Source organism: Rhizobium sp. 768_B6_N1_8 (genome assembly GCF_051811225.1).
Lineage (GTDB): Bacteria > Pseudomonadota > Alphaproteobacteria > Rhizobiales > Rhizobiaceae > Rhizobium.
This window is the reverse complement of record NZ_JBPWPV010000003.1, coordinates 205,348-226,187: the sequence shown is the minus strand read 5'-3', so window position 1 is coordinate 226,187 and position 20,840 is coordinate 205,348. Positions and strand designations below refer to the sequence as shown.

Here is a 20,840-nt window from a genome sequence, read left to right as displayed (position 1 = left end):
AGATATGCGGCATAATTGCAATTACATTCTTACTCGATCTCATATCTGGAGCCTGCAATGCCCGCGAAGTACGGCGGCAAGCGATCAAAGATGGACGCCCTCATCGACGAGGGCACCTTCAATCCAAATTCCGAGAAGGTGCGCGATCCAAAGTTTCGCGGCAGCGAGTTCTTCGATCCGCATGACGCGGTCCAGGTCAAATACGAGATGCTGCGACGCGTCTCCGTCGACAACGTCTCGGTAACAGACGCTTCCGACGAGTATGGTGTTTCCAGAAGCCATCGGCATGCTGATCGCCGAGCAGATGACGCCGGCAGCCGTCGAACTGGCAATCGAAGTCCGCAAGGAGATCGAAGCGCGACATGAAGAAGCGGACCGGCTGCGCTGTCGCGCGATCGAGCGGGCCCAAACGGAAGCCGATCTCGCCCAGCGCCGTTTCATGCTCGTCGACCCCAATAACCGTCTCGTTGCCGACACGCTCGAAGGCGAATGGAACGGAAAGCTCCGCATCTTGGCTAACGCCCGCGAAGAGCGCGAGCGCGGCCGGGAGCACGATCAATTCATCCTCGATAAGGCCGTACACGAGCGGTTGATCGCAATGACGGCGGACTTCAAACAGCTCTGGACCAGCCCTGAGACCCCCAACCGCGAACGAAAGCGGCTGCTTGCCCACATCATTGAGGACGTCACCCTCCTCAAACTACCCAAGAGAGGCACCACCAAGGCTCATATTCGCTTCAAGGGCGGCAAAACCCAGACGCTCGTCACCATCAGCCCAAGATCTCCCAGCCAGCAGGTCAAGACGAACCCCGACATCATCGTGTTGATCGATAAACTCCTCGATGATCATATCTTTTCCGAGATCGCAGAGATTCTCAACAATCAGGGATACCGTCCCGGCTCGGTGACGCGCCGCGACCAGCGCAACGCCCGCTTCACAACCAAACGCGTCACCTATCTCGTTCGCGAGTACAAGCTGAGATCACGCTATGACCGCCTCCGGGATCGTGGGATGTTGACAAAAAAGGAGGCGGCTGCACACCTCAATATCCATGAGCATACCCTCGCCAGATGGGCTGAACATGGCCTCGTCACCAGCCATGCCTACAACGGACACTATTACCTGTACGAGCTTCCAAAGACAGATTTACCGCAAAAGCAATGCAGTCGATGGAACCAACTCGTTGATCGCGTCGCCGCGCTTAACCAGTGCGAAAGCCAAGCCAAAACCTTCAACTGAAGCCAGAAGAGTGATGCAGTATGAATTCAAATCGTTGTAAAACAGGCAGAACCCTTGGCCATCCCACCATAAAAGCTTGATCCGGTCGGCGCGTTTCCCGCGGAATCCGAAGATTGCGCCGGAGCCCGGCGCCTCCTTGATCCCCGTCTCAACCAGCGCCGACAGACCATCAATGCCGCGCCGCATATCCGTCACTCCGCAGGCCAGATAGACCCGCACATTCCCGGAAGGCCCGATCATGCCGCCTCCACGCAAGCGACCAGCGACGATAGCACCTCGAGATCCATGTCCGCTGCAATTCTCAGCAAGCGGCCATTCCTCAGCACAATTTCAACGTCTTTCCATCGAGACCGAGCGCCGCTCCTCTTGGAGCCGTCACTTAAGCTCTCAGAGCCCCCGACAAGCGACACCGGGACGAACGATACGGTCTCTGAAGGTTTCAATTCGGGTGGCAAAAGCTTCCTTCGCCAGGCGTAAATCTGCTGCGGAAGAACGTCGTGCCGACGTGCCACATCCGAAACGTTGCCATCCGCGCTGAACGCTTCGCGCAATATCGAAAGCTTCTGTTCTGTCGACCACCGCCGCTGTCGCTCCGTACCCGTCAGGATCTCAACCTTGGCCATTCATACCCTGTTACGTCACAAATGAATCATCTGTGACGTAACTTGCGCCAATTATGCACACGACCAAAACCGGCTCACCGGACGCTCACGATAGGACGGCTTCATGTTGCGACGCTGATGAAGAAGATGGGCATTGAGGCGCGCCTGTCGCCCCCTCAAGGAGTTGGTCCTTCCACTGCTTGATCTGAGCGTTGTTTCGGTATCGAAGGTCTGAACCCTTGCACGACGCGGCTCTACGAGCACGGTCAACCTTACATGCGGTCGCCGCTCACAACGGCTGCACCAAAATCCCGCTTTCGGCGGGCAGGGCTCAGCAAGACGAGACCATTCTTGAAAAAAGAACGTCCACATTCACCCCTTGACCGGAAGACGCCGGATCAGGCTTACTTCAACCCGCTGACACCGATGATGGTGGCGGCATAATCTAGGCGGAAATTCACTTAGCGAAACGTCGCAAGCTGTTCAGGCAAACCGAGCCACCTCTGGTTACCCGTTCGCCTAGCTGCGCCGTGATCGCATCGGTATAGGTTCGGTGGGCGTCGTTGTTGTTGCTCATGTCGTCTGCCATCCTTGTTCCTGCCCTGCCCTTTCAATGCAATGCCTGTACCGCGCAGCGCCGCCATAAGCGGCGGCACATATCTTGCAGACTTACTGATGTGTTAGTTCGTCAGGGACCAAGTGTAATGGAATGGAACACTTCGGCCGAGTTTTCGCCGGTTGCCGTTATCTTCGAGGATAGGAACGAGTGTGTGATAGTCCGGACGGCCAAAGAGGCTGCCAACGTTCTGATGAGGAGTTTCCCGCTGGACGACGGAGAGGAGTTTCTTGCTGCCGTGAGAGCCTGCCTCGATGTCATGGCTGGGAAGCTTGAGCCGGAAAAGCTCAGACAGGCAATCATACGTGCCGCTGAGGAAGCAGGCGTTACGACCGTCGCCGTTCTTCATTGATAACTTTCTGCCGACGAAGAATGGCTTTTTGGCCCCGACGAGCACAGGTATATCTTTTGAGAGGTCCGAAGTTATGAGCAAACGTCGATGGGAAGCGCCTGTGCTGGTTGCCTGCAGGCGCACCGGAAAGACGTTCATCATCGCGACGACTGAGGAAGCGCTGAACACTCTGTTGAACGCGTGGCCGGTCTCGACTGGCAAGGCATTTCTCCAGGCGCTACAGACTTGCGCTGATGTCGACGCAGGACTGCGAACACCGGAGGAGGCTCGTGATTTCTTCATAGCCGCCGCACAGGAGGCGTACGTTCCAATCGAAATGGCCACAAGCGGGCAACCCCGCTAGCCGATCAGCTGGGCGCGCTGGCACGACGGGACAACTGATTATATTACGATCAGCCTGACAGGCTTGATTGTAGGAGGGCCCGGTCAACACTCTTCCGCTTGAAAACTGACCTCGCGAAATTATCTCGAGTCCTGATTTCGAATAATGGTGGATCGAATGATTGAACGTCACATACGCGGGCGCGATCACCCGATGACTTCGGAAGACCTCGCCATATGCCGGCGCGTGCTGGATGCCGTGATGGCAGAATTTCAGCTTGACCAGGATGGCGAGGAGGCGGCGCATATCGCCGCTGTTATCATCGAACTGTTCCGTGAGGGCGTCCACAACTTCGACCACTTGAAAGTCTTGGCCTTTGCAGCCAAAAGCTAAGGCTAACCGGAACTTTTAGGCATCGCGTCAGTTAGGGCGGCATGGACCGCGCGGCGAATGCACGTCCCGTTTGACCCTTCAATCGCTTCGGCTGCGCGATCCTACGTTCCTCAGAAAAGCTTGCCCGCTTCGGCGGGCTTCTTTTTGCTGCATCCCCTTGGAACCAACCGATCGCCTGTGAGTCTAATAGCTGGGTCGCGCGGCGAACCATCCTCGTTGCGATTCTTCACGGTCTTCGCCTTGCGGTCCACTCCCTGTTAATTCCCCCAGAAACTAGCCCGCTTCGGCGGGCTCCTTTTTGGCGGACGGAGGCGGCCTTGATGAGTAGCCGGTTCTTTGCCTGGCGACTACCAATTTCAGGGGGCGAAATTTCGCTCACCACATGTGGCGGTTAGACCATCTCCCGAGGCCGCGCTGTTCTTCTGGCGAACAGGAGGCAATCACGAATTGGTTCCATATCGCAATACAGCTCGACAGTACGCATTGGCTTGTCATTTTCATCCACGAGAACGGCATCGTTCCAACTGTGATGGACAGTAACGATTTCATCGACGTCATCCTGGATCAGGCCAAGAGCGCGACGGTGTGACCGGCGACATATGTCACGCGGTTTTCACTTGATGACGGGAAGCGCGCGCCTACCTCTGTTAGCGCTTTTCGCTCGATACGAGCGTCGTGGTCAACCAGCTAATGGATAGTCATGCCAATTAACGATTCGGACAGAATATTGTTTAACCGCGTTTGGTCTCTCGGCGCCAAAGTGGTGAGAGAAAATCGCATTTCCGTACTGATGGACGTCGCGCTCAGCACTCCTACTTTAGAACAGTACCAGGACGGCCGCGGTCAGCGGATGACTGATATGATCAAAGTAGTCCAACTGGGTATCTCGCAACTTAGCAGCGGGGAACTCGATGAATCTGATCAGACACAGACGGCTCCTCCGTCCTCGCGTCATGTCGCCAGCCGTCGATGATCGGGCGGTGGAGTGCAGTGTGCTCGGTTTGGGCGACAGAACACATCGCATTAGAATGCCCTACCTTACCGTTGCTCGTCCGTTCATCAACCGTTCCTACGTCTTTTGGATGAAGATGAGGCGGTCCAGTGACCTCCGTCACATCGCTGGGGTTCAAAATTCGCGCGATGTGACGGAGGTCACTGGACCATTCAGCCGCCGCGTGTGGGTTTCGCCCGCTGATGCTGCAAACGATGATGGGGCGGTGGCGATACATGGTTCAGCCGAATTTGCTCGCCTAGATACGTCGAATGTGACCTAGTGACGCGCTTGGTCCGTTTGGTACCTGTTCCGGCATCTGAGCTTTTTGGAGCCCGCTTCTTTCACCCTTAGCGGGCTCCTTCTTTCAGCATCGCGTGATGATGGGGCGGTGGCTGTGACCGAAGCCTTACAACCCGCCGGGGCTTTACGATAGGCATACCTTCCTTGGACAGGAAGAACTCACTGCTTTTGGTGATCACCACTTGGCCGTTTTGCGTCGGAGAGACTGACGTCCCATGGACCAGCTCTCCATTATGAACGAGGAAAACCTCTGCGCGCCAATGCAGCCGCAGAGGTCTGAATATCAGCTGATATACCTTAATGTGACGCCCTCCAATCGCTTAGAGGTTGGACCAGGCGATGAGGGTGATGGGTGTCCTTAGAATTTAGAATTCACGAAAACCAAACTTACAATTATTCCTTGTATGGAGGGGCATGAGCAAGTTTTCGGTTATCGTCCTGCTTTCTTCATCCGCATCCTTCTTGGGCGCGGGCGGTTACACGCTTTTGCCTCGATCGCTCAACGACCCTGTCTGCAATATTAAAGGCAACATCTCGATCGGCTCGGGCGAGAAGATCTACCACCTCAAAGGCTAGGAATATTACGCTGACACCATCATCCGCTACGAATACGGGGAGCGGTGGTTTTGCTCCGAACAAGAAGCCCGCGCTGCCGGATGGCGCCGTGCTGGTAGATGAAGCGTCCCCCACCGTTTGATGATGGGGCGGTGGGGTGGGTGTGCACTGATCGTCCTCGTTGTCCTGCGATTTCCCCGATGTTATTCACTCCACAAAGTTCATTGGAAGTGACGAGATGAATAGCGAGACCGAGGAAGAAGCGTTCGATCGAATGGCGAAAGAGTTGAAGGCAGAAAAAGCGATTAAAAACCGACAGGGATCCGTCATCCTTGCGGATCGAGCGGATGCAGGCTGACGCGATGGACGTTCTCCGCAAGCGAGTCCTCGACCTCCGGTGTCTCGCCACGGCTGATCACGCAGGGGATGCCCGATGTCTTCGACAGACGCTTCTGCGACACGAGCAGTGCCAGCGCCCGGTAGCGGCGGCCGCCGGCCGGGATGCGGTAGAGGCCGGTCTCGTTGCCGTTGTCGTCGAGTTCGGGGCGAACACTGAGGCTGCTCAAAAGACCCCGACGCAATGTCTTCGGCAAGCTCCTCGATCGAGACACCCGCCTTGATCTTGCGGACATTCGCCTGGCTGAGCACCAGCTTGTTGAAGGGAATGTCGCAGGCGGTAGCGAGAGTGATTTTCCGGGTGGCGTAAGCCATGTCGCTTTCTCCATGACGGACCGGGCGGAGCCTCTCTCCAACCCTTCCAACCCGTCACAGCTTTCCCGTCCCTCCTCTCACTCTCGTTCTACCCACCAAGGCTCGCCTTCGCTTCCATCGCCAACGCGTTCTCCACGGCTGATGAGGGACATCCGATGATACGATCAGAGCTCCACCGTTCCACACACCACTGTGCAGAGCCTGGCACTCGATCCGAAGGATCGATCAAACACACAAAGCAGCGTATCGGAGCTTTCAGCATAGCGGCGGCGCCCGAGCGCCGGAAAGCGGGAATTCGCGTCACACGAGGATGTGAGGAAGGGCAGCTGCAGGAGCGTCAGCGGAAACGGTCCGAAGGAGATGCGGGACCGACTGCCCCACGACCGAGTGTTCCGCTTGCGGTCCGATTTCGCCGGCAGTCGCAATCCTCGCGAAGATGGTCGGCTCCTTCCCTCACCTGCCCGGCCGCACCAGCGACCGGGCGATATCGATGATGTCGTCGCGTGAGGCCGTCGGATCCTCCCGGTTCCAGGCGACACCAAGCCCGATCTTGAAATCGATCCCCCTCACCTTCTTCAGTTCAAACCCGCGGTTCGGCAGATCCTGCGTCCATTCCGGCACGAAGCCGATGCCAAGACCGGCTGAGACCAGCGACACCAGTGAGAACGTGTCGTCGCATGTATAGGCGACATTGTCGGTCAGATCGTGCTCCTCGAATTTTTCGGCGAAATAGCGCTCGCTGTAGGAGAGGTTCTGCCGCGAGAAGGAGATGATCTTCTCATTGCGCAGATCCTCGATGTCGATCTCGCTCTTCAGCGATAGCGGGCTCTCCCTGGCAACCGCCAGGAGATAGCGTTCGTGAGCAATCGAGAAGAAGCGAAGCGAGCCGATATTCTCCACCGGCCGGATGAAGCCGAGATTGATGCGGCCTGCCTCGATATGGCGGATGATGTCATCGGTGGTGCCGCTTTCGATATGCAGGCGGATATCGGGATATTTGCGGGCAATGCGAGACAGGAAGGATGGCAGCACGCCGATCGTGGCCGGATAGACGGTGCCGATCGCAATCCTGCGCGCCGTCTTGCCAGCCACAGACCGGGCGATCTCGGTCGACAGGTCGACTTCGCTGAGGATCCTGACCGACCGCTCGTAGAATGCCGCCCCTGCCCGCGTCAGCTCCACCCGCCGTGTCGTGCGCAGGAAGAGCTGCACGCCGAGTTCCTTCTCGAGCGCCATCACCTGGTTCGACAGTGCCGGCTGGGCGATATGCACCTTGGCCGCCGCCCTGCCGAAATGCAGCTCCTCGGCCACCGCAACGAAGTAGGATAGCTGGCGTAATTCCATGATCCGTCTTTCCTGACGACAAAGGATTTGCCTCCCGCCATAGACGAGAGCTAGCTATTCTAATTTTCGAGAATCACGCATGACGTGAATGATCGTTCGAGACCAAGATATGTAGAGAAAATCGCCACGTCAAGGCGATTTCGATAGGAGAAGGCGATTTTGTTGCCCGTTCAATGCAAGATGGCACGGACCGCTCTAGACATGAGTGTGAAGGATCTTGCTGCTTCAGCAAGCGTGTCAACGAACACGCTTGTCCGTTTCGAACGAGGCGAGGAGTTAAAGCCGAGAACTATCTCAGCCATTCGTTCGGCACTAGAGAGTGCTGGCATCATCTTCATTGACGGGGATTACGAAGGAACCGGTGGCCCGGGTATTCGTCTCAAGACTCCAACAGCCTAACGCTACATTGATCACCAGGACGGAAGTCTGCACGCCTTGAAGGGAGTAGAACCAACGACCCTCTCCTTAAATACTCCCCGCGCAACGCTTCCCTTTGGTGAGGCAGGATCTTAGGCTTCCGGGAATGGACGATATGGGGCTGGTTGCTTGCTTTCCGCTTTTGCCCCACATGCGAATGTGAAAACCTCCGATGCGGTAGGAGCGGCCGGAGCCGCCATCCCACGCCTGCTCGTTTCTAACCATTGATCGCGCTGTCCACTAGGCGCTATGCACGCTCAATCCACTCTAGCGGGTGGGACACCCATGCCCTGATATCGGCGCCCTTAAAGAGGTCTCCTTCAACACACCGAGGGCACTAACTGCCTGATTTACATTTGGAATATAAAGTATAGCTTTAGTTTATCCCACCAAGGTAGAATCGGAAGCGCCGTCAGGGTGTTACCTGACCCTCACGTTTTCCTATGACATCCGTACTCATAATAAACTGAGATCATCTAAGCTTGGGCTGTCCCGGAAAATTGATCAAAGGCAGTGGAGACAGTCAGCCCAGAGAATGCGAGGCCAAGGCATAGACAACCGGGCCGCCGTCCAGCCCCGTGCCGTAAACCGCCTCTTCCCGGGTCACCATGGTCATTACTGTATTATGGACACCGAGGCCGCATTGCTGGACGAAGGATGCAAAGGCGCCGCTGTCGAAATGCGTGTCGATACGCAGGAAGCCACCGACATGGGCAGCGACATGCGGGTGGGTAACGCGGATCGCATCCGCATCGCAGGTGGCAACGACCGGGCCGACGACATGCCCGCGCCCGAAACGGCGGCGCATCGAATAGGCACGCAGCCTGTCACCCTCGTAAAGACCATAGGTGATGGAACTATCGAACAGCCGCAGGAGGTGCTGGCGGCGAGCCGCACCGAAAGCCGGTGCGTCGAGCGCGATGATCGCCACCAGATCGCCGCGATCGAGCCGCCGCAGGGCAAGCCCGGCCTCGATGGGCGCAATCGGCGCCGGCGCAAGCGCGGTTCCCTGGCACTGATAGACCGTGCCCTTGGGAATGAAGCCGAGTGAGACATAAAGCCGCCGGGCTTCGAGCGTGGAGTTCAGCCGGAGACAGTCGTGACCGCAATCGGTCATGATCCGCTGCATCAGCCATTTGGCCGCGCCATTGGCCTGCAGCCTGGGTGAGGTGACCAGCATTCCGAAGGTAGCGAAGCTTTCGCCATGGGGAAACCACATGGCGGAGGCGCCGACCCGGCCGATTTCGTCCAGCGCGACATAGCCCTTGCCGATGTCGAGCAGATGCTGCCAGTCGGCAGCTCGGTGCGGCCAACCGACGGAAATCGACAGGGCCTGCAACTGCGACATCTCGACATTCGCAACGTCGGCGAAGTGCATCTCGAAATTATCGACATTCAATGTCCGAGGCAGATTGCTATCCATCATTCACCCAGCCGAGACGGCACACCCTATTCCGGATCCTGCGCCCGGATATCCCGATGGTCATCCTAACCACCATTCAGCGAAACATTTCACTGCTGAAGCGCGATGCAGCACAAGATTTGACCGTATCCCTTCCGCTTTCGGCAGCCATTTCATCTGCATCGCTCTAACCTTGATCCTTGAGATTGGTTCACCTGCTCTACGCTAGCCCGGTTTGCGGAGGCAAGTTCACACTGTCTGGAGGCAGAAACGATGGCGATGCGCGCCCTGGACATTCTGGAAAAGCTGGTCGGCTTTCCGTCCGTCGTCGGTACGCCGAATGGCGAGATCGTCGAATGGATCGCCGACTATCTCAAATCCTTCGGTATCCGGGCGCATGTCCTGCCCGGTCCGGAAGGCGACAGAGCGAATGTCTTTGCGACGATCGGACCGGATGACAGACCGGGTTACATCCTCTCCGGCCACATGGATGTCGTGCCTGCCGCCGAGGCGGGATGGAACAGCGATCCCTTCCGCATGCGGATCGAGGACGACAGGATTTACGGCCGCGGCACGACCGACATGAAGGGATTTCTGGCGGCCGTTCTTGCTTCCGTGCCGACAATGGTCTCCAGGCCGCTTTCCCGTCCCATCCATCTCGCTTTCTCCTATGACGAGGAATCCGGTTGCCGCGGCGTGCCGCATCTGCTGACCCGCCTGCCCGATCTTTGCACGTCTCCCCTTGGCGCCATCATCGGCGAGCCGAGCGGAATGAAGGCAATCCTCGCGCATAAGGGCAAAGCCGCTGCCAGGTTGACGCTAAAAGGCCGTTCCGGCCACTCTTCCCGGCCGGATCTCGGCCTCAATGCGATCCATGCCATGACAGAAGTGCAGCAGGCTGCCGTTACCGCGGCCGAAACGCTGACCCGAGGCCCGTTCGAGGCGGAATTCGAACCGCCCTATTCGTCGCTCTCGATCGGCAGGATCATGGGCGGCCAGGCCGTCAACATCATTCCCGAGCTTTGCAGCATCGAACTGGAGGCACGCGCAATCTCTTCCGCCGACCCGGAAACCCTGCTCCAGCCGGTGCGCGTCGCAGCCGAAAAGCTGGCGGCAAAGGGTTTCGACGTCGATTGGCAGATCTTGAGCAGCTATCCGGCGCTGCTTCTGCCTCCCACATCGCCGCTTGCCGGCCTCCTGCAGGATCTGACGGGATTAGCGCCGCTCGCCGCCGTCAGCTATGGAACCGAGGCCGGCCTTTACCAGCGGGCGGGCGTGGATGCGATCATCTGCGGGCCCGGCGACATTGCGCGGGCACACAAGCCGAACGAGTTCATCGAGACCGGCGAACTCGCCGCCTGCCAGGCAATGATCGATGCCCTCGGCGACAGGTGCCGTGCCGAAACCTGACGCCCAGAACCGGAGCACAGAATGACATTCCTCTTCAACTCGGACACGGCCCGCGGCCGGGTCTTTCGCGACGTCTTCGCCCGCGAACTGCCGGGCCTGCCGTTTTCCATGGATGCCGCTTCGGTCGATCCGGACGCCGTCCGCTACATCATCACCTGGACGGTGCCTTCCGATCTGGCCCGCTACCGCAACCTGGAAGTGATCTTTTCGATCGGCGCCGGCGTTGATCAGTTTCAGGCAGCCAAGATCCCCGATCATATCCGGATCGTGAGGATGATCGAGGACGGCATCATCCGCATGATGCAGGAATATGTCACGCTCGGCGTGCTGGCCCTGCACCGCAACCTGCCCGTCTATATCCAGCAGAAAAAGACCGAGCTTTGGCAGTCCCTACCGCCGGTGCAGGCCAGCGACCGCCGGGTCGGCATATTGGGACTCGGCAGCCTGGCCCAGGCATCTTTTGACCGATTGAAGCCTTTCGGCTTTCCGCTTGCCGGCTGGAGCCGCTCGGCCCGCGAGATCGATGGGGTGCGCTGTTTCAGTGGTCCGGCCGGCCTGACGGCGATGCTGGCCGAAACTGATATCCTGATCTGCCTTCTTCCCCTCACCGACGAGACCCGCGGCTTCCTCAATGCCGATCTTTTCCGTCAGCTGCCGAAAGGCGCCGGCCTCGTTCAGGTGGGGCGCGGACCACAGCTGGATCACCAGGCGCTTCGGCATGCACTCGATAACGGGCATCTGTCCGGCGCCGTCATTGACGTCACGGACCCGCAGCCTCTGCCGCCCGGTCATCCGCTCTGGCGACATGAGCGGATCATCATCACGCCCTATACCGCCAGCGTCACCCAACCCCAGACCGCAGCCCTTGCCGTCGCGGACAATTTAAAGCGCCTTCGCGCCGGGCTCGATCCAGTCGGCCTCGTCGATCGCCAACGCGGCTATTGAACACTCAACCCCAAAGGAACAGCAATGTCGCTTCTCAAGACCATCGAACACGATCCGTCCTTCGCGCCGCGGGAGGACAAGCCGACAGCCGAACGGCTGATCTCCGGCAGCCCGGAATTCAAGACCTGGGCACAGGACGAGTCCCATGACGAACTCGTCCGCACCGGCGTCTGGGAGGCAACACCCGGCCTCACCCATTCGATCAAGGGAACCACCTTCGAATTCTGCCACATCATTTCGGGCGTCGTGGAAATCACGCCGAAGGATGGCGAGCCGGTGACCTACAAGGCAGGCGACAGCTTCGTCATGAAGCCGGGCTTCGTCGGCACCTGGAAGACAATCGAAACGGTACGCAAGATCTACCTCGTCGTGACGCCCGAGGCGTGATCCGGCGGCTTGCCAAACAATACGTCGTATGGCGCGGCTAAAACGGATTTTTTAGCCGCGCCAATTCCCTCTACCGGATCACGCAGATGCGCCGATACGGTAGCATTCCCGTCAGATGACCGGAGATGGACCGATGAGCCTGAGTTTCGATCCCGACAGCCTTCCATTGCCGATGGGGCATTTCATCGACGGCCGACTCCTGGCCGCCGAGGGCAGCATTCCGATGCATCGGCCCTCCGATGGCAAGGCTTATGCCGATTGTCCGATCGCCGGCGCCGATCTGGTCGATCAGGCCGTACAGACGGCCAAAAAGGCCCTGAAGGACAGCAATTGGGGCGGAATTCGCCCGCGCGAGCGATTGAAGGCATTGCATCGCTGGGCGGATCTGATCGAACAGAACGCCGTGGAGCTCGCAAAACTGGAGGCAGTCTCCTCGACGCGACCTGTCGGCCATCTGGTCGATGGCGACATCAGTATTTCGGCCGAACAGATCCGCTTCTTCGCGGAATTCGCCGACAAGGAAGGGAGCGCTCTCGTTCCGACCGATGACGGCAACCTCGGCATGATCATGACCGAGCCTTATGGCGTCGTCGGCGCCATCACGCCCTGGAATTTCCCGATCAACATGGCCGCCTGGAAGCTCGGCCCGGCGCTTGCGGCCGGCAATGCGGTCGTGCTGAAACCGTCCGAGATGACACCCTTCTCGACGCTTCGACTGGCGCAGCTTGCCGTAGATGCCGGCATTCCGGCCGGTCTGATCAATATCGTGCTTGGCGACGGCATGACGACCGGCAATGCGATGACCGGCCATCCGGATATCGCCAAGGTCAGCTTCACCGGCTCCACTCGCGCCGGCTCGGCGATCATGGAAAACATCGCCCGTACCGGTATCAAGCCGATGACGCTGGAGCTTGGTGGCAAGAGCCCGCAGCTCGTTTTTGCCGATGCCGATATCGACAAGGCCGCCGCGGCGGTGACCGCAAGTATCACCGGCAATGCCGGTCAGGCCTGTGTCGCCGGATCACGCCTGATCGTTGAGAAAAGCGTCGCACCCCAGTTGATCGAGGCCATCTTGAAGAAGATGGTCGGCATCGTTCCAGGCCCGACCTGGGATGCGGCGAGCCAGTATTCGCCGATCATTTCCGAGAGGCAGCGCCAGCGGATCGACGACATTATCGGCGCCTCGGTTTCCGCCGGTGCCGAATGCCTGACGGGCGGGCGTTCCATGGACGTGCCGGGATTTTTCTATTCGCCAACGCTGATTGCCGGCATCGACCAGAATTCTCCTGCCGTCATCGAGGAAATCTTCGGACCCGTGCTGACGCTCCAGACCTTCGAAGACGAAGACGAGGGAATGAGCCTTGCCGACCATCCGAGTTATGGACTTGCCGCCGGCCTCTTTACCAGCGACCTGTCGCGCGCCATTCGCCTGACGCGAAGGCTGCAGGCCGGTACGATCTGGGTCAACCGCTACGGCCGCTCGCGCGACCACATCCTGCCGACCGGCGGCTACAAGCAGTCCGGCATCGGCAAGGATCTCGGACGGGAGGCTTTCCAGGCCAACCGCAAGAGCAAAAGCGTCCTGATCAGCCTTTGAGGATTTTGAAAACATGACAACACATAAGATTGCCCTCATCCCTGGCGACGGGATCGGCCACGACATGGTTTCCGCGGCATGGTCCGTGCTGGAGAAAGCCGCCGGCGCGCATGGCTTCGGCCTCGAAGGCACGAATTTTCCGTGGTCCTGCGCCTTCTACAAGGAAACCGGCGCGATGATGCCGGCAGACGGGATCGAGACGCTGCGCAGCTTCGACGCCATCCTGCTTGGCGCCGTCGGTTGGCCCGCGGAAGTGCCGGATTCGGTCTCGCTGCACGGCCTGCTCCTGCCGATCCGCAAGAGTTTTGTCCAGTATGCGAATATCCGCCCGCACCGGCTGCTTTCCGGCGTCGAAGGACCGCTTAAGGCAACCGCTTTCGACATTCTCTGCATCCGCGAAAACACCGAGGGCGAATATTCCGGCGCCGGCGGCCGCATTCACCAGGGCAGCACGGACGAAGTGGCGGTCGAAACCTCGATCTTCACCCGCAAGGGCGTCGAACGCATCCTGCGCTTCGCCTTCGAGCAGGCACGCACACGGCGCAAGAAACTGGCCTCGGTCACCAAGTCGAACGCCCAAAAGTATTCGATGGTGTTTTGGGATGATGTGACGAAGCAGCTTTCGGCCGAATATCCCGATGTCGAGGTCACCAGCTATCACATCGACGCCATGGCGGCGCGCATGGTGATGGCGCCGGAAACGCTTGACGTGATCGTCGCCTCCAACCTGTTTGGCGATATCCTGACTGATCTCGGCGCGGCGATCCAGGGCGGCCTTGGTTTTGCAGCCTCGGCCAATATCAATCCGGAGCGCAATGCGCCGTCGATGTTCGAGCCGGTACATGGTTCGGCGCCGGATATCGCCCATCTCGGCATCGCCAACCCGATCGCCACCGTCTGGTCCGGCGCGATGATGCTCGATCATCTTGGCGAACAGGATGCTGCCGCCGCCGTCATGAAGGCGATCGAGACCGTGACCGCCGGCGGCATCGGCACGGTTCCCGGCAAGGACAAGACGGACGCCATCACCGCAGCACTGCTCGCTGCGCTCTGAACACGAGGAACGGATCCATGCAGAATTTGAAACTCGCCTCCCTGTTCCGCCAGCAAGGCCTGATCGGCGGCAACTGGCTTGCCGCCGGTTCCGGCAAGACGGTTGATGTTCTCGATCCCGCCAGCCAGACGGTGATCGGCACCGTGCCCGACATGGGCGGTGACGAGACCCGCGCGGCGATCGAGGCGGCCAACAGGGCCTATCCGGCATGGAAGAAGAAGACCCATGCCGAGCGCGCCGCGCTGCTCGAAACCTGGTACGGCCTGATGCACGAGTATCTGGAAGATCTCGCGCTGATCCTGACGACCGAGCAAGGCAAGCCGCTCGACGAGGCGCGCGGTGAAATCCGGTATGGCGCCTCCTTCGTCAAATGGTTCGCGGAAGAGGCGCGCCGCATCGGCGGCTCGACCGTTCCCTCGCCAACGCCCGACCGCCGCATCATCGTTCTGAAGGAACCGGTCGGCGTCTGCGGCATCATCACGCCCTGGAACTTTCCGAATGCGATGATCACACGGAAAATCGCGCCGGCGCTCGCAGCCGGATGTACAGTGGTGGTGAAACCCTCGGAATTCACACCCTATTCGGCGCTGGCGCTCGGCGTCCTCGCTGAGATGGCGGGCATTCCCGCCGGCGTCATCAATATCGTCACAGGCATGCCGAAGGAAATCGGCAACGAGATCATGGCCAATACGACGGTCAGAAAAATCTCGTTTACTGGTTCGACGCCGGTCGGTTCGCTGCTGATGCACGGGGCTGCCGACAGCATCAAGCGGCTGTCGCTCGAACTCGGCGGCAATGCGCCCTTCATCGTTTTCGACGATGCTGATCTCGATCTTGCGATCGAAGGCGCGATCATCTCGAAGTTCCGCAATGGCGGCCAGACCTGCGTCTGCGCCAACCGAATCCTCGTGCAGGCCGGCGTCTATGACCGGTTTGCCGAAAAGCTGACGGCGCGCGTCAATGCCATGAAGGTCGGTCCGGGCACGGAAGCCGGCGTTTCGATCGGCCCGATGATCAACGGTGCCGCGATCGCCAAGATCAACCGCCATGTCGAGGACGCGGTCGCCAAGGGCGCCAAAATCGTGACGGCGAAACCGAACCTGCCGGCAGGCAGCCAGTATACGGCTCCAGTCGTGTTGACCGGCGCCACGACCGACATGCAGCTTGCCAGCGAAGAAACCTTCGGCCCGGTCGCCCCCCTCTTCCGCTTCGAGACGGAGGAAGAAGCGATCGCGATTGCCAACGGCACTCCGTTCGGCCTTGCCGCCTATTTCTACACGGAAAGCCTGAAGCGCGCGTGGCGTGTTGGCGAGGCACTGGAATTCGGCATGGTCGGGCTGAATACCGGTCTGATCTCGACCGAGGTCGCGCCCTTCGGCGGCGTCAAGCAATCGGGTCTTGGACGCGAAGGCTCGCAGCTTGGGATCGAAGAATATCTGGAAGTGAAGACGTTTCATATGGGCGGGCTCAACTGAGCCTGCCTTCGAAGAGATAAATGAAAAGCAGGGGCTGCGATCACAGCCCCTGCCTTTTTGTTTCAGATGATGACGGCTGTTCCCGTTACTGAACCTTGTCGAGCATCTTGTAATAGAGCCCGACGAACGGCAGGAACCAGGGTTTGCCGAAATGGCCCGGCACGGCCGGCCAGTCGAGCCCCTTCACCGGATTGCGGTCCGGACGGCCGAGGATCGCGTCGGCGATCGTCATGCCGAGATGGGTAGAAAGCTGCGCCCCGTGACCGGAATAGCCCATCGCGTACCAGAGCCCGTCATGAAAACCGGCGCGCGGATAACGGTCCTTGGTGATATCGACCAGACCGCCCCAGCAATAATCGATCTCGACATGCACAAGCTGCGGAAAGATCCGAATCAGACTTTCACGCAGAATGGCGCCGCTCTTGGCGTCCGAGCGCTGGTCCGAGGTCGCCGAAAAGCGCGCCCGGCCACCGAAGATCAGCCGATTGTCCGGCGAAAGCCGCCAGTAATTGCCGATATTCATGCTGTTGACGCAGGTGCGCTTGCCCGGCATCGTCGCCGCGACCTCTTCATCGGTCAGCGGCCGCGTGGCGATGATGAAACTGCCGACGGCCATGATCCGGCGGCGGAAATAACCGAAATTCGGCGTCGTATAGGCGCCGCTCGCCATCAGCACATTGTCGGCAGTGACCGAACCCTTGGCGGTCTTCAGCACATGCCGGCCGGCTGATTTCGAGATGTCGGTGACGGTCGCCTTTTCGACGATGACGGCACCGCGCCGCTTGGCCGCCTCGGCGAGGCCGACGACATAACGCCCCATGTGCATCATCGCACTCTTCTTTGACAACATGGCGCCGTGGAAGGACGAACCGATCTCGTCTTTGAGATCGGCAGGCGACAGAAGCGCCGTGTCCGGATCGACCTCCGCATGCACGGCCTCGAAATTCTTCGCCAATCCCTCGAAATGCTGCGGCTTGGAAGCAAGCTTCAGCTTGCCGGCACGGCGGAAATTGCAGTCTATGCCTTCTTCTGCAATGATCGCTTCCAGCGTCTCGATCGAAGCGTCGAGCGCCTTGTAGAGCGCGATTGCCCGCTCCTTGCCGAGCTCCTGCTTCGCCGACAGGTAGTTGTGGGCGAGGCCATTGTTCAGGTGTCCGCCATTGCGGCCGGATGCGCCGAAACCGACCATCTCCGCCTCCAGCACCATGACTTTGGCACCGGCCATCGCCAGCTGTCGTGCCGCACCGAGCCCGGTGAAGCCGCCGCCGACCACCGCGACATCGTAGTGACCTTCGATCGGCCCTTCGACGGCGCCTGTAAAACGGGGCGCCGTATCATGCCAGTAGGAGACGTATTTCATCGGCTTGCGCCTTTCCGTTAGAGACCGACGACGCCAGCAAGGCCGGAAATATCGGCGATTTCCGTATAGCCATAATAGGGATTGGCCGGCTCGTGGCCACGGTTGACCCAGACCTTGTTCTTGATGCCGAGATCATGTGCCGACATCAGGTCATAGCGGAAGGACGAGGAGCAATGAAGAATGTCTTCCGGGCCGCAGCCGAGCATGTCGAACATGTATTCGAAGGCCTGGAAGCGCGGCTTGTAGGCATTCGCCTGCTCGGCGGTGTAGACGGCATGGAAGGGTGCGCCGAGCTTTGCGACGTTGGACGGGATCTGGTCGTTCATCGCGTTGGAAAGGATGACGAGCGGAATTTCCTTGGCGACCTTGGCAAGACCGGCCGGAACGTCGGAATGCGGCCCCCAGGTCGGCACGCGCTCATAAACCATCCTGGCATCCTCGTCCTGGAAGACAACGCCATTGCGCTTGCAGGTTCGCTCCAGAGAGTTGTGGACGACTTCGGCGTAAGGCTTCCAGGCACCCATGATCTCGTCAAGCCGGTAGGCCGCAAAGTTCTTGATGAATTCCAGCATGGCCGGTTCTTCGAGACCATCACCGTAGAGATCGCGGGCGGCTTCGGCCATCTGGAATTTGATGAGCGTGCCGTGGCAGTCGAAGGTAATGTATTTCGGGCGGAATGTCGTCATGCGCTTCGTCCTTGCGTGATGGCCCGTCGAGCCTTGCTGGTGATGACACGATCATAAGGCCGCTTCCGGCATCATCGCCGACTGATTTGCAGGAATCCGGAGCAGAAAGTTTCGTATCACGGCGCCGGTTTGGCATTTGCTTGCAGATCTGGCCCTCAGGAACGGCTTTCGGAAGGGCTTATCCAGGCCCTGTTCGCGGTCGCACGGCATAAGATGCGGTCCCGCCCTGCTGCTTTGGCGAAAGATACCGCCACCGATACCGCCTTCGGATAATCTTCCGGTCCCTTCACCTCGAAACTTGCGGCAGAAAAGGGAGAGCATCGTCCATGCAAGTCGGGGACATCGAAACCAGAGCCTTCGGAGGCGAGCACCTAAATGGCGCGGTCCGTCTTTCGCGCGAAGCTGGCTGGCCCCATCGCCTGGAAGATTGGCAGGTCGTGCTTGATGTCAGCAAAGGCGTCGTGGCATTGGACGAGACCGGAAAGGTCGTCGGCACCACATTGATGACGCCCTATGGCGATGACTGCGCCACGATCAATATGGTGATCGTGGATGCCAGCATGCGCGGCCGTGGCGTCGGCCGCCGGCTGATGGACGAGGCACTTCGCCTTGGTGGTGCACGCCCCCTCCGGCTCATCGCAACCGCTGACGGCTTGTCGCTTTACGAAAAGCTCGGCTTCCGCGAGACCGGCCACGTGTTCCAACATCAGGGAGTGGTGGGCCAGGTCCCGCATCCGGCCCATGTTGAGGCTGCAACGGCGGCTGATCTGGCTGAAATGATGGCCATCGACCGGGATGCTTTTGGCGCCGACCGTTCTTCGCTGATTTCCAAACTTGCCGAAATCGGGGAATTCGCCGTGATCCGCCGTGACGGCAGGATCACTGGCTTTGCCTGCATCCGTGCCTTCGGGCGGGGCGAGGTTATCGGGCCTGTCGCAGCGACCACGATTGAAGATGCCATGGCGCTTGTCGCGCATTTCATGAGCGGCAGGACCGGAGCCTTCCTCAGGCTCGATACCGGCAATGCCGACCTTGCCGCATGGCTTTCCGAACATTCGCTCGCTCACGTCGGCGGCGGCGTCGCAATGGCGCGCCCTGCACCGACACGCGCCCGTATCTCGACCTTCACCACTTTCGCACTGGCCAACCAGGCCCTCGGCTGATCCGGAGAAAATCATGCTCAGCAATTCGCTCATCGAACTCGATCGCGCCCATCTGGTCCATCCCGTCGCGTCCTATCGCGGCCATGAGCAGCAGGGCGTTCGCGTTCTCTCGTCCGCCAAGGGTGCCACCGTCACCGATGCACAGGGTCGCCAGCTGGTCGACGGTTTTGCCGGCCTCTGGTGCGTCAACGCGGGTTATGGCCACGATTCCATCGTCGAAGCTGCAGCGCGCCAGATGCGCGAGCTTCCCTATGCGACCGCCTATTTCGGCCTTGGCTCCGAATCCGCCATCCGGCTTGCAGCAGAACTTGCCGAACGGGCGCCGGGCGATCTCGACCATGTTTATTTCACGCTTGGCGGTTCGGACGCCGTCGACAGCACGATCCGATTCATTCGCTATTACTGGTTTGCCAAGGGCCAGACGCAGCGCGACCAGTTCATTTCTGTCGAACAGGGGTATCATGGTTCTTCGACTGTCGGCGCCGGCCTCACCGCCTTGCCGAACTTCCACGCCGGTTTCGGCATTCCCTTCGACTGGCAGCATAAGATTCCGTCGCCTTACCCTTATCGCAACCCGGTTGGCCAGGATCCGCAGGCAATCATCAACGCATCGCTTGCCGCGCTGAAGGCAAAGATCGAGACCGTTGGTGCCGATCGGATCGCAGCCTTCTACATGGAGCCGATCCAGGGTTCCGGCGGCGTCATCGTTCCGCCGAAGGGCTGGATGAAGGCCATCCGCAACCTCTGCAAGGAATACGGGATCCTGTTCGTCGCAGACGAAGTGATCACCGGTTTCGGCCGCACCGGGCCGCTGTTTGCCTGCACCGAAGACGACGTTGTTCCCGATTTCATGACGACGGCCAAGGGCCTGACCTCGGGTTACGTGCCGATGGGCGCGGTCTTCATGGCCGACCACGTGTATCAGGTCATCGCCGATGGTGCCGGCGCATCGGCAGTCGGGCACGGCTACACCTATTCTGCCCATCCTGTCAGTGCAGCCGTTGGCCTCGAAGTGCTGAAACTCTACGAAGGCGGCCTGCTTGAAAATGGCATCAAGGCCGGGGCGCGGTTGATGGCCGGCCTCGAAAGCCTGAAGGACCACCCTCTTGTCGGCGATGTCAGGGGTCGCGGCATGCTGGCGGCAGTCGAACTCGTGACTGACAAAGCCGCCAAGACGCCCCTTCCTGCGGAATCAGTGCCGGCCCGCCGAGTCTTCGACCGCGCCTGGGACAACGGGCTGATCATCCGCGCCTTCGCCAATGGCATCCTCGGTTACGCGCCACCACTCTGCTGCACGGAAGCCGATATCGACGCAATCATCAACCGAACCAGGAAGACGCTGGACCAGACGCTGGAAGATCCGGATGTCCGCAAGGCGGTGAAGGCCTGAATTCCGGCCCCGGTGCTGCCGGCCGAAATACCGTCGGCAGCCCGAATTCGGAATTTTGTGCCGGTCCACCCACCCGATTCGGCGAAAACCGTTCCGCCGAACTGTCAGTATTCTAGTTAACAAGA

Annotated in this window: 21 protein-coding genes and 1 pseudogene; 15 read left to right on the top strand and 7 right to left on the bottom strand. The window is 59.6% G+C overall.

Features of this window, described 5'->3' with window-relative positions:
- Positions 1–57 precede the first annotated feature (57 nt).
- Positions 58–366, top strand: coding sequence for a hypothetical protein (locus AB8B33_RS35620; RefSeq protein ID WP_439019087.1), 309 nt, complete (start codon positions 58–60; stop codon positions 364–366).
- Positions 287–1,240 (top strand): hypothetical protein, encoded by a 954-nt coding sequence (locus AB8B33_RS35615; RefSeq protein ID WP_439019086.1) that lies wholly within the window; start codon positions 287–289, stop codon positions 1,238–1,240. The genes AB8B33_RS35620 and AB8B33_RS35615 overlap by 80 nt, the downstream gene beginning before the upstream one ends.
- On the opposite strand, the gene tnpB is transcribed toward AB8B33_RS35615, so the two are convergent.
- Together tnpB and tnpA are read right to left on the bottom strand one after the other, a co-directional pair.
- Positions 1,148–1,480, bottom strand: coding sequence for an IS66 family insertion sequence element accessory protein TnpB (gene tnpB / locus AB8B33_RS35610; protein ID WP_439019085.1), 333 nt, complete (start codon positions 1,478–1,480; stop codon positions 1,148–1,150). The genes AB8B33_RS35615 and tnpB overlap by 93 nt on opposite strands.
- On the bottom strand, positions 1,477–1,863 hold the full coding sequence (gene tnpA, locus AB8B33_RS35605; RefSeq protein ID WP_439019084.1) for an IS66-like element accessory protein TnpA: 387 nt from the start codon (positions 1,861–1,863) through the stop codon (positions 1,477–1,479). The genes tnpB and tnpA overlap by 4 nt, the downstream gene beginning before the upstream one ends.
- A gap of 554 nt (positions 1,864–2,417) precedes the next feature.
- Here tnpA and AB8B33_RS35600 point away from each other — a divergent pair.
- The 4 genes from AB8B33_RS35600 to AB8B33_RS35585 all read left to right on the top strand — a co-directional run bounded on the left by AB8B33_RS35600 (position 2,418) and on the right by AB8B33_RS35585 (position 5,395).
- Positions 2,418–2,810 (top strand): DUF982 domain-containing protein, encoded by a 393-nt coding sequence (locus tag AB8B33_RS35600; protein WP_439019315.1) that lies wholly within the window; start codon positions 2,418–2,420, stop codon positions 2,808–2,810.
- Positions 2,713–3,153, top strand: a complete 441-nt coding sequence (locus tag AB8B33_RS35595) for a DUF982 domain-containing protein (protein WP_439019083.1) — start codon at positions 2,713–2,715, stop codon at positions 3,151–3,153. Before AB8B33_RS35600 ends, AB8B33_RS35595 begins: the two co-directional genes overlap by 98 nt.
- A 144-nt stretch (positions 3,154–3,297) precedes the next feature.
- Positions 3,298–3,525 (top strand): hypothetical protein, encoded by a 228-nt coding sequence (locus AB8B33_RS35590; RefSeq protein ID WP_439019082.1) that lies wholly within the window; start codon positions 3,298–3,300, stop codon positions 3,523–3,525.
- Between the two features lie 1,708 nt (positions 3,526–5,233).
- Complete coding sequence (locus AB8B33_RS35585; protein WP_439019081.1) at positions 5,234–5,395, top strand: hypothetical protein; 162 nt, start codon at positions 5,234–5,236, stop codon at positions 5,393–5,395.
- 317 nt (positions 5,396–5,712) lie between these two features.
- Here the strand turns inward: AB8B33_RS35585 and AB8B33_RS35580 are convergent.
- Positions 5,713–6,085: pseudogene (locus AB8B33_RS35580) on the bottom strand (ParB/Srx family N-terminal domain-containing protein); the annotation flags it as partial.
- Between the two features lie 453 nt (positions 6,086–6,538).
- Positions 6,539–7,429 carry a LysR family transcriptional regulator gene (locus AB8B33_RS35575; RefSeq protein ID WP_439019080.1) on the bottom strand — a complete coding sequence of 297 codons (891 nt, stop codon included), beginning with the start codon at positions 7,427–7,429 and terminating at the stop codon, positions 6,539–6,541.
- 180 nt (positions 7,430–7,609) lie between these two features.
- Between AB8B33_RS35575 and AB8B33_RS35570 the strand changes: the two genes are divergently transcribed.
- The gene (locus AB8B33_RS35570) at positions 7,610–7,828 is read left to right on the top strand and encodes a helix-turn-helix domain-containing protein (RefSeq protein WP_439019314.1); all 219 of its coding nucleotides are present in this window, start codon (positions 7,610–7,612) and stop codon (positions 7,826–7,828) included.
- A gap of 541 nt (positions 7,829–8,369) precedes the next feature.
- Here the strand turns inward: AB8B33_RS35570 and AB8B33_RS35565 are convergent.
- Positions 8,370–9,269, bottom strand: a complete 900-nt coding sequence (locus tag AB8B33_RS35565) for a GNAT family N-acetyltransferase (RefSeq protein ID WP_439019079.1) — start codon at positions 9,267–9,269, stop codon at positions 8,370–8,372.
- 258 nt (positions 9,270–9,527) lie between these two features.
- On the opposite strand from AB8B33_RS35565, the gene argE reads away from it, so the two are divergent.
- The 6 genes from argE to AB8B33_RS35535 all read left to right on the top strand — a co-directional run bounded on the left by argE (position 9,528) and on the right by AB8B33_RS35535 (position 16,116).
- Positions 9,528–10,658 carry an acetylornithine deacetylase gene (gene argE, locus AB8B33_RS35560; protein WP_439019313.1) on the top strand — a complete coding sequence of 377 codons (1,131 nt, stop codon included), beginning with the start codon at positions 9,528–9,530 and terminating at the stop codon, positions 10,656–10,658.
- Positions 10,659–10,679: 21 nt separating this feature from the next.
- Entirely contained in the window at positions 10,680–11,603 is a 924-nt protein-coding gene (locus AB8B33_RS35555; protein ID WP_439019078.1) for a 2-hydroxyacid dehydrogenase, read from the top strand.
- A gap of 24 nt (positions 11,604–11,627) precedes the next feature.
- Entirely contained in the window at positions 11,628–11,990 is a 363-nt protein-coding gene (locus AB8B33_RS35550) for a cupin domain-containing protein (RefSeq protein WP_439019077.1), read from the top strand.
- A gap of 133 nt (positions 11,991–12,123) precedes the next feature.
- A complete protein-coding gene (locus AB8B33_RS35545) occupies positions 12,124–13,587 on the top strand; it encodes an aldehyde dehydrogenase family protein (protein ID WP_439019076.1) in 1,464 nt (487 codons plus the stop codon).
- A 13-nt stretch (positions 13,588–13,600) separates the two neighbouring features.
- Positions 13,601–14,641, top strand: a complete 1,041-nt coding sequence (locus AB8B33_RS35540) for a tartrate dehydrogenase (protein WP_439019075.1) — start codon at positions 13,601–13,603, stop codon at positions 14,639–14,641.
- Between the two features lie 17 nt (positions 14,642–14,658).
- Positions 14,659–16,116 carry an NAD-dependent succinate-semialdehyde dehydrogenase gene (locus AB8B33_RS35535; protein WP_439019074.1) on the top strand — a complete coding sequence of 486 codons (1,458 nt, stop codon included), beginning with the start codon at positions 14,659–14,661 and terminating at the stop codon, positions 16,114–16,116.
- A gap of 85 nt (positions 16,117–16,201) precedes the next feature.
- Here the strand turns inward: AB8B33_RS35535 and AB8B33_RS35530 are convergent, their stop codons facing one another.
- Positions 16,202–17,476: an NAD(P)/FAD-dependent oxidoreductase gene (locus AB8B33_RS35530; protein WP_439019073.1), complete on the bottom strand. Its 1,275-nt coding sequence runs from the start codon at positions 17,474–17,476 to the stop codon at positions 16,202–16,204.
- Between the two features lie 17 nt (positions 17,477–17,493).
- Positions 17,494–18,162 (bottom strand): haloacid dehalogenase type II, encoded by a 669-nt coding sequence (locus tag AB8B33_RS35525; protein WP_439019072.1) that lies wholly within the window; start codon positions 18,160–18,162, stop codon positions 17,494–17,496.
- Between the two features lie 326 nt (positions 18,163–18,488).
- Between AB8B33_RS35525 and AB8B33_RS35520 the strand changes: the two genes are divergently transcribed.
- Entirely contained in the window at positions 18,489–19,325 is an 837-nt protein-coding gene (locus AB8B33_RS35520) for a GNAT family N-acetyltransferase (RefSeq protein ID WP_439019071.1), read from the top strand.
- 13 nt (positions 19,326–19,338) lie between these two features.
- Entirely contained in the window at positions 19,339–20,715 is a 1,377-nt protein-coding gene (locus AB8B33_RS35515; RefSeq protein ID WP_439019070.1) for an aspartate aminotransferase family protein, read from the top strand.
- The last annotated feature ends 125 nt before the right edge of the window (positions 20,716–20,840 follow it).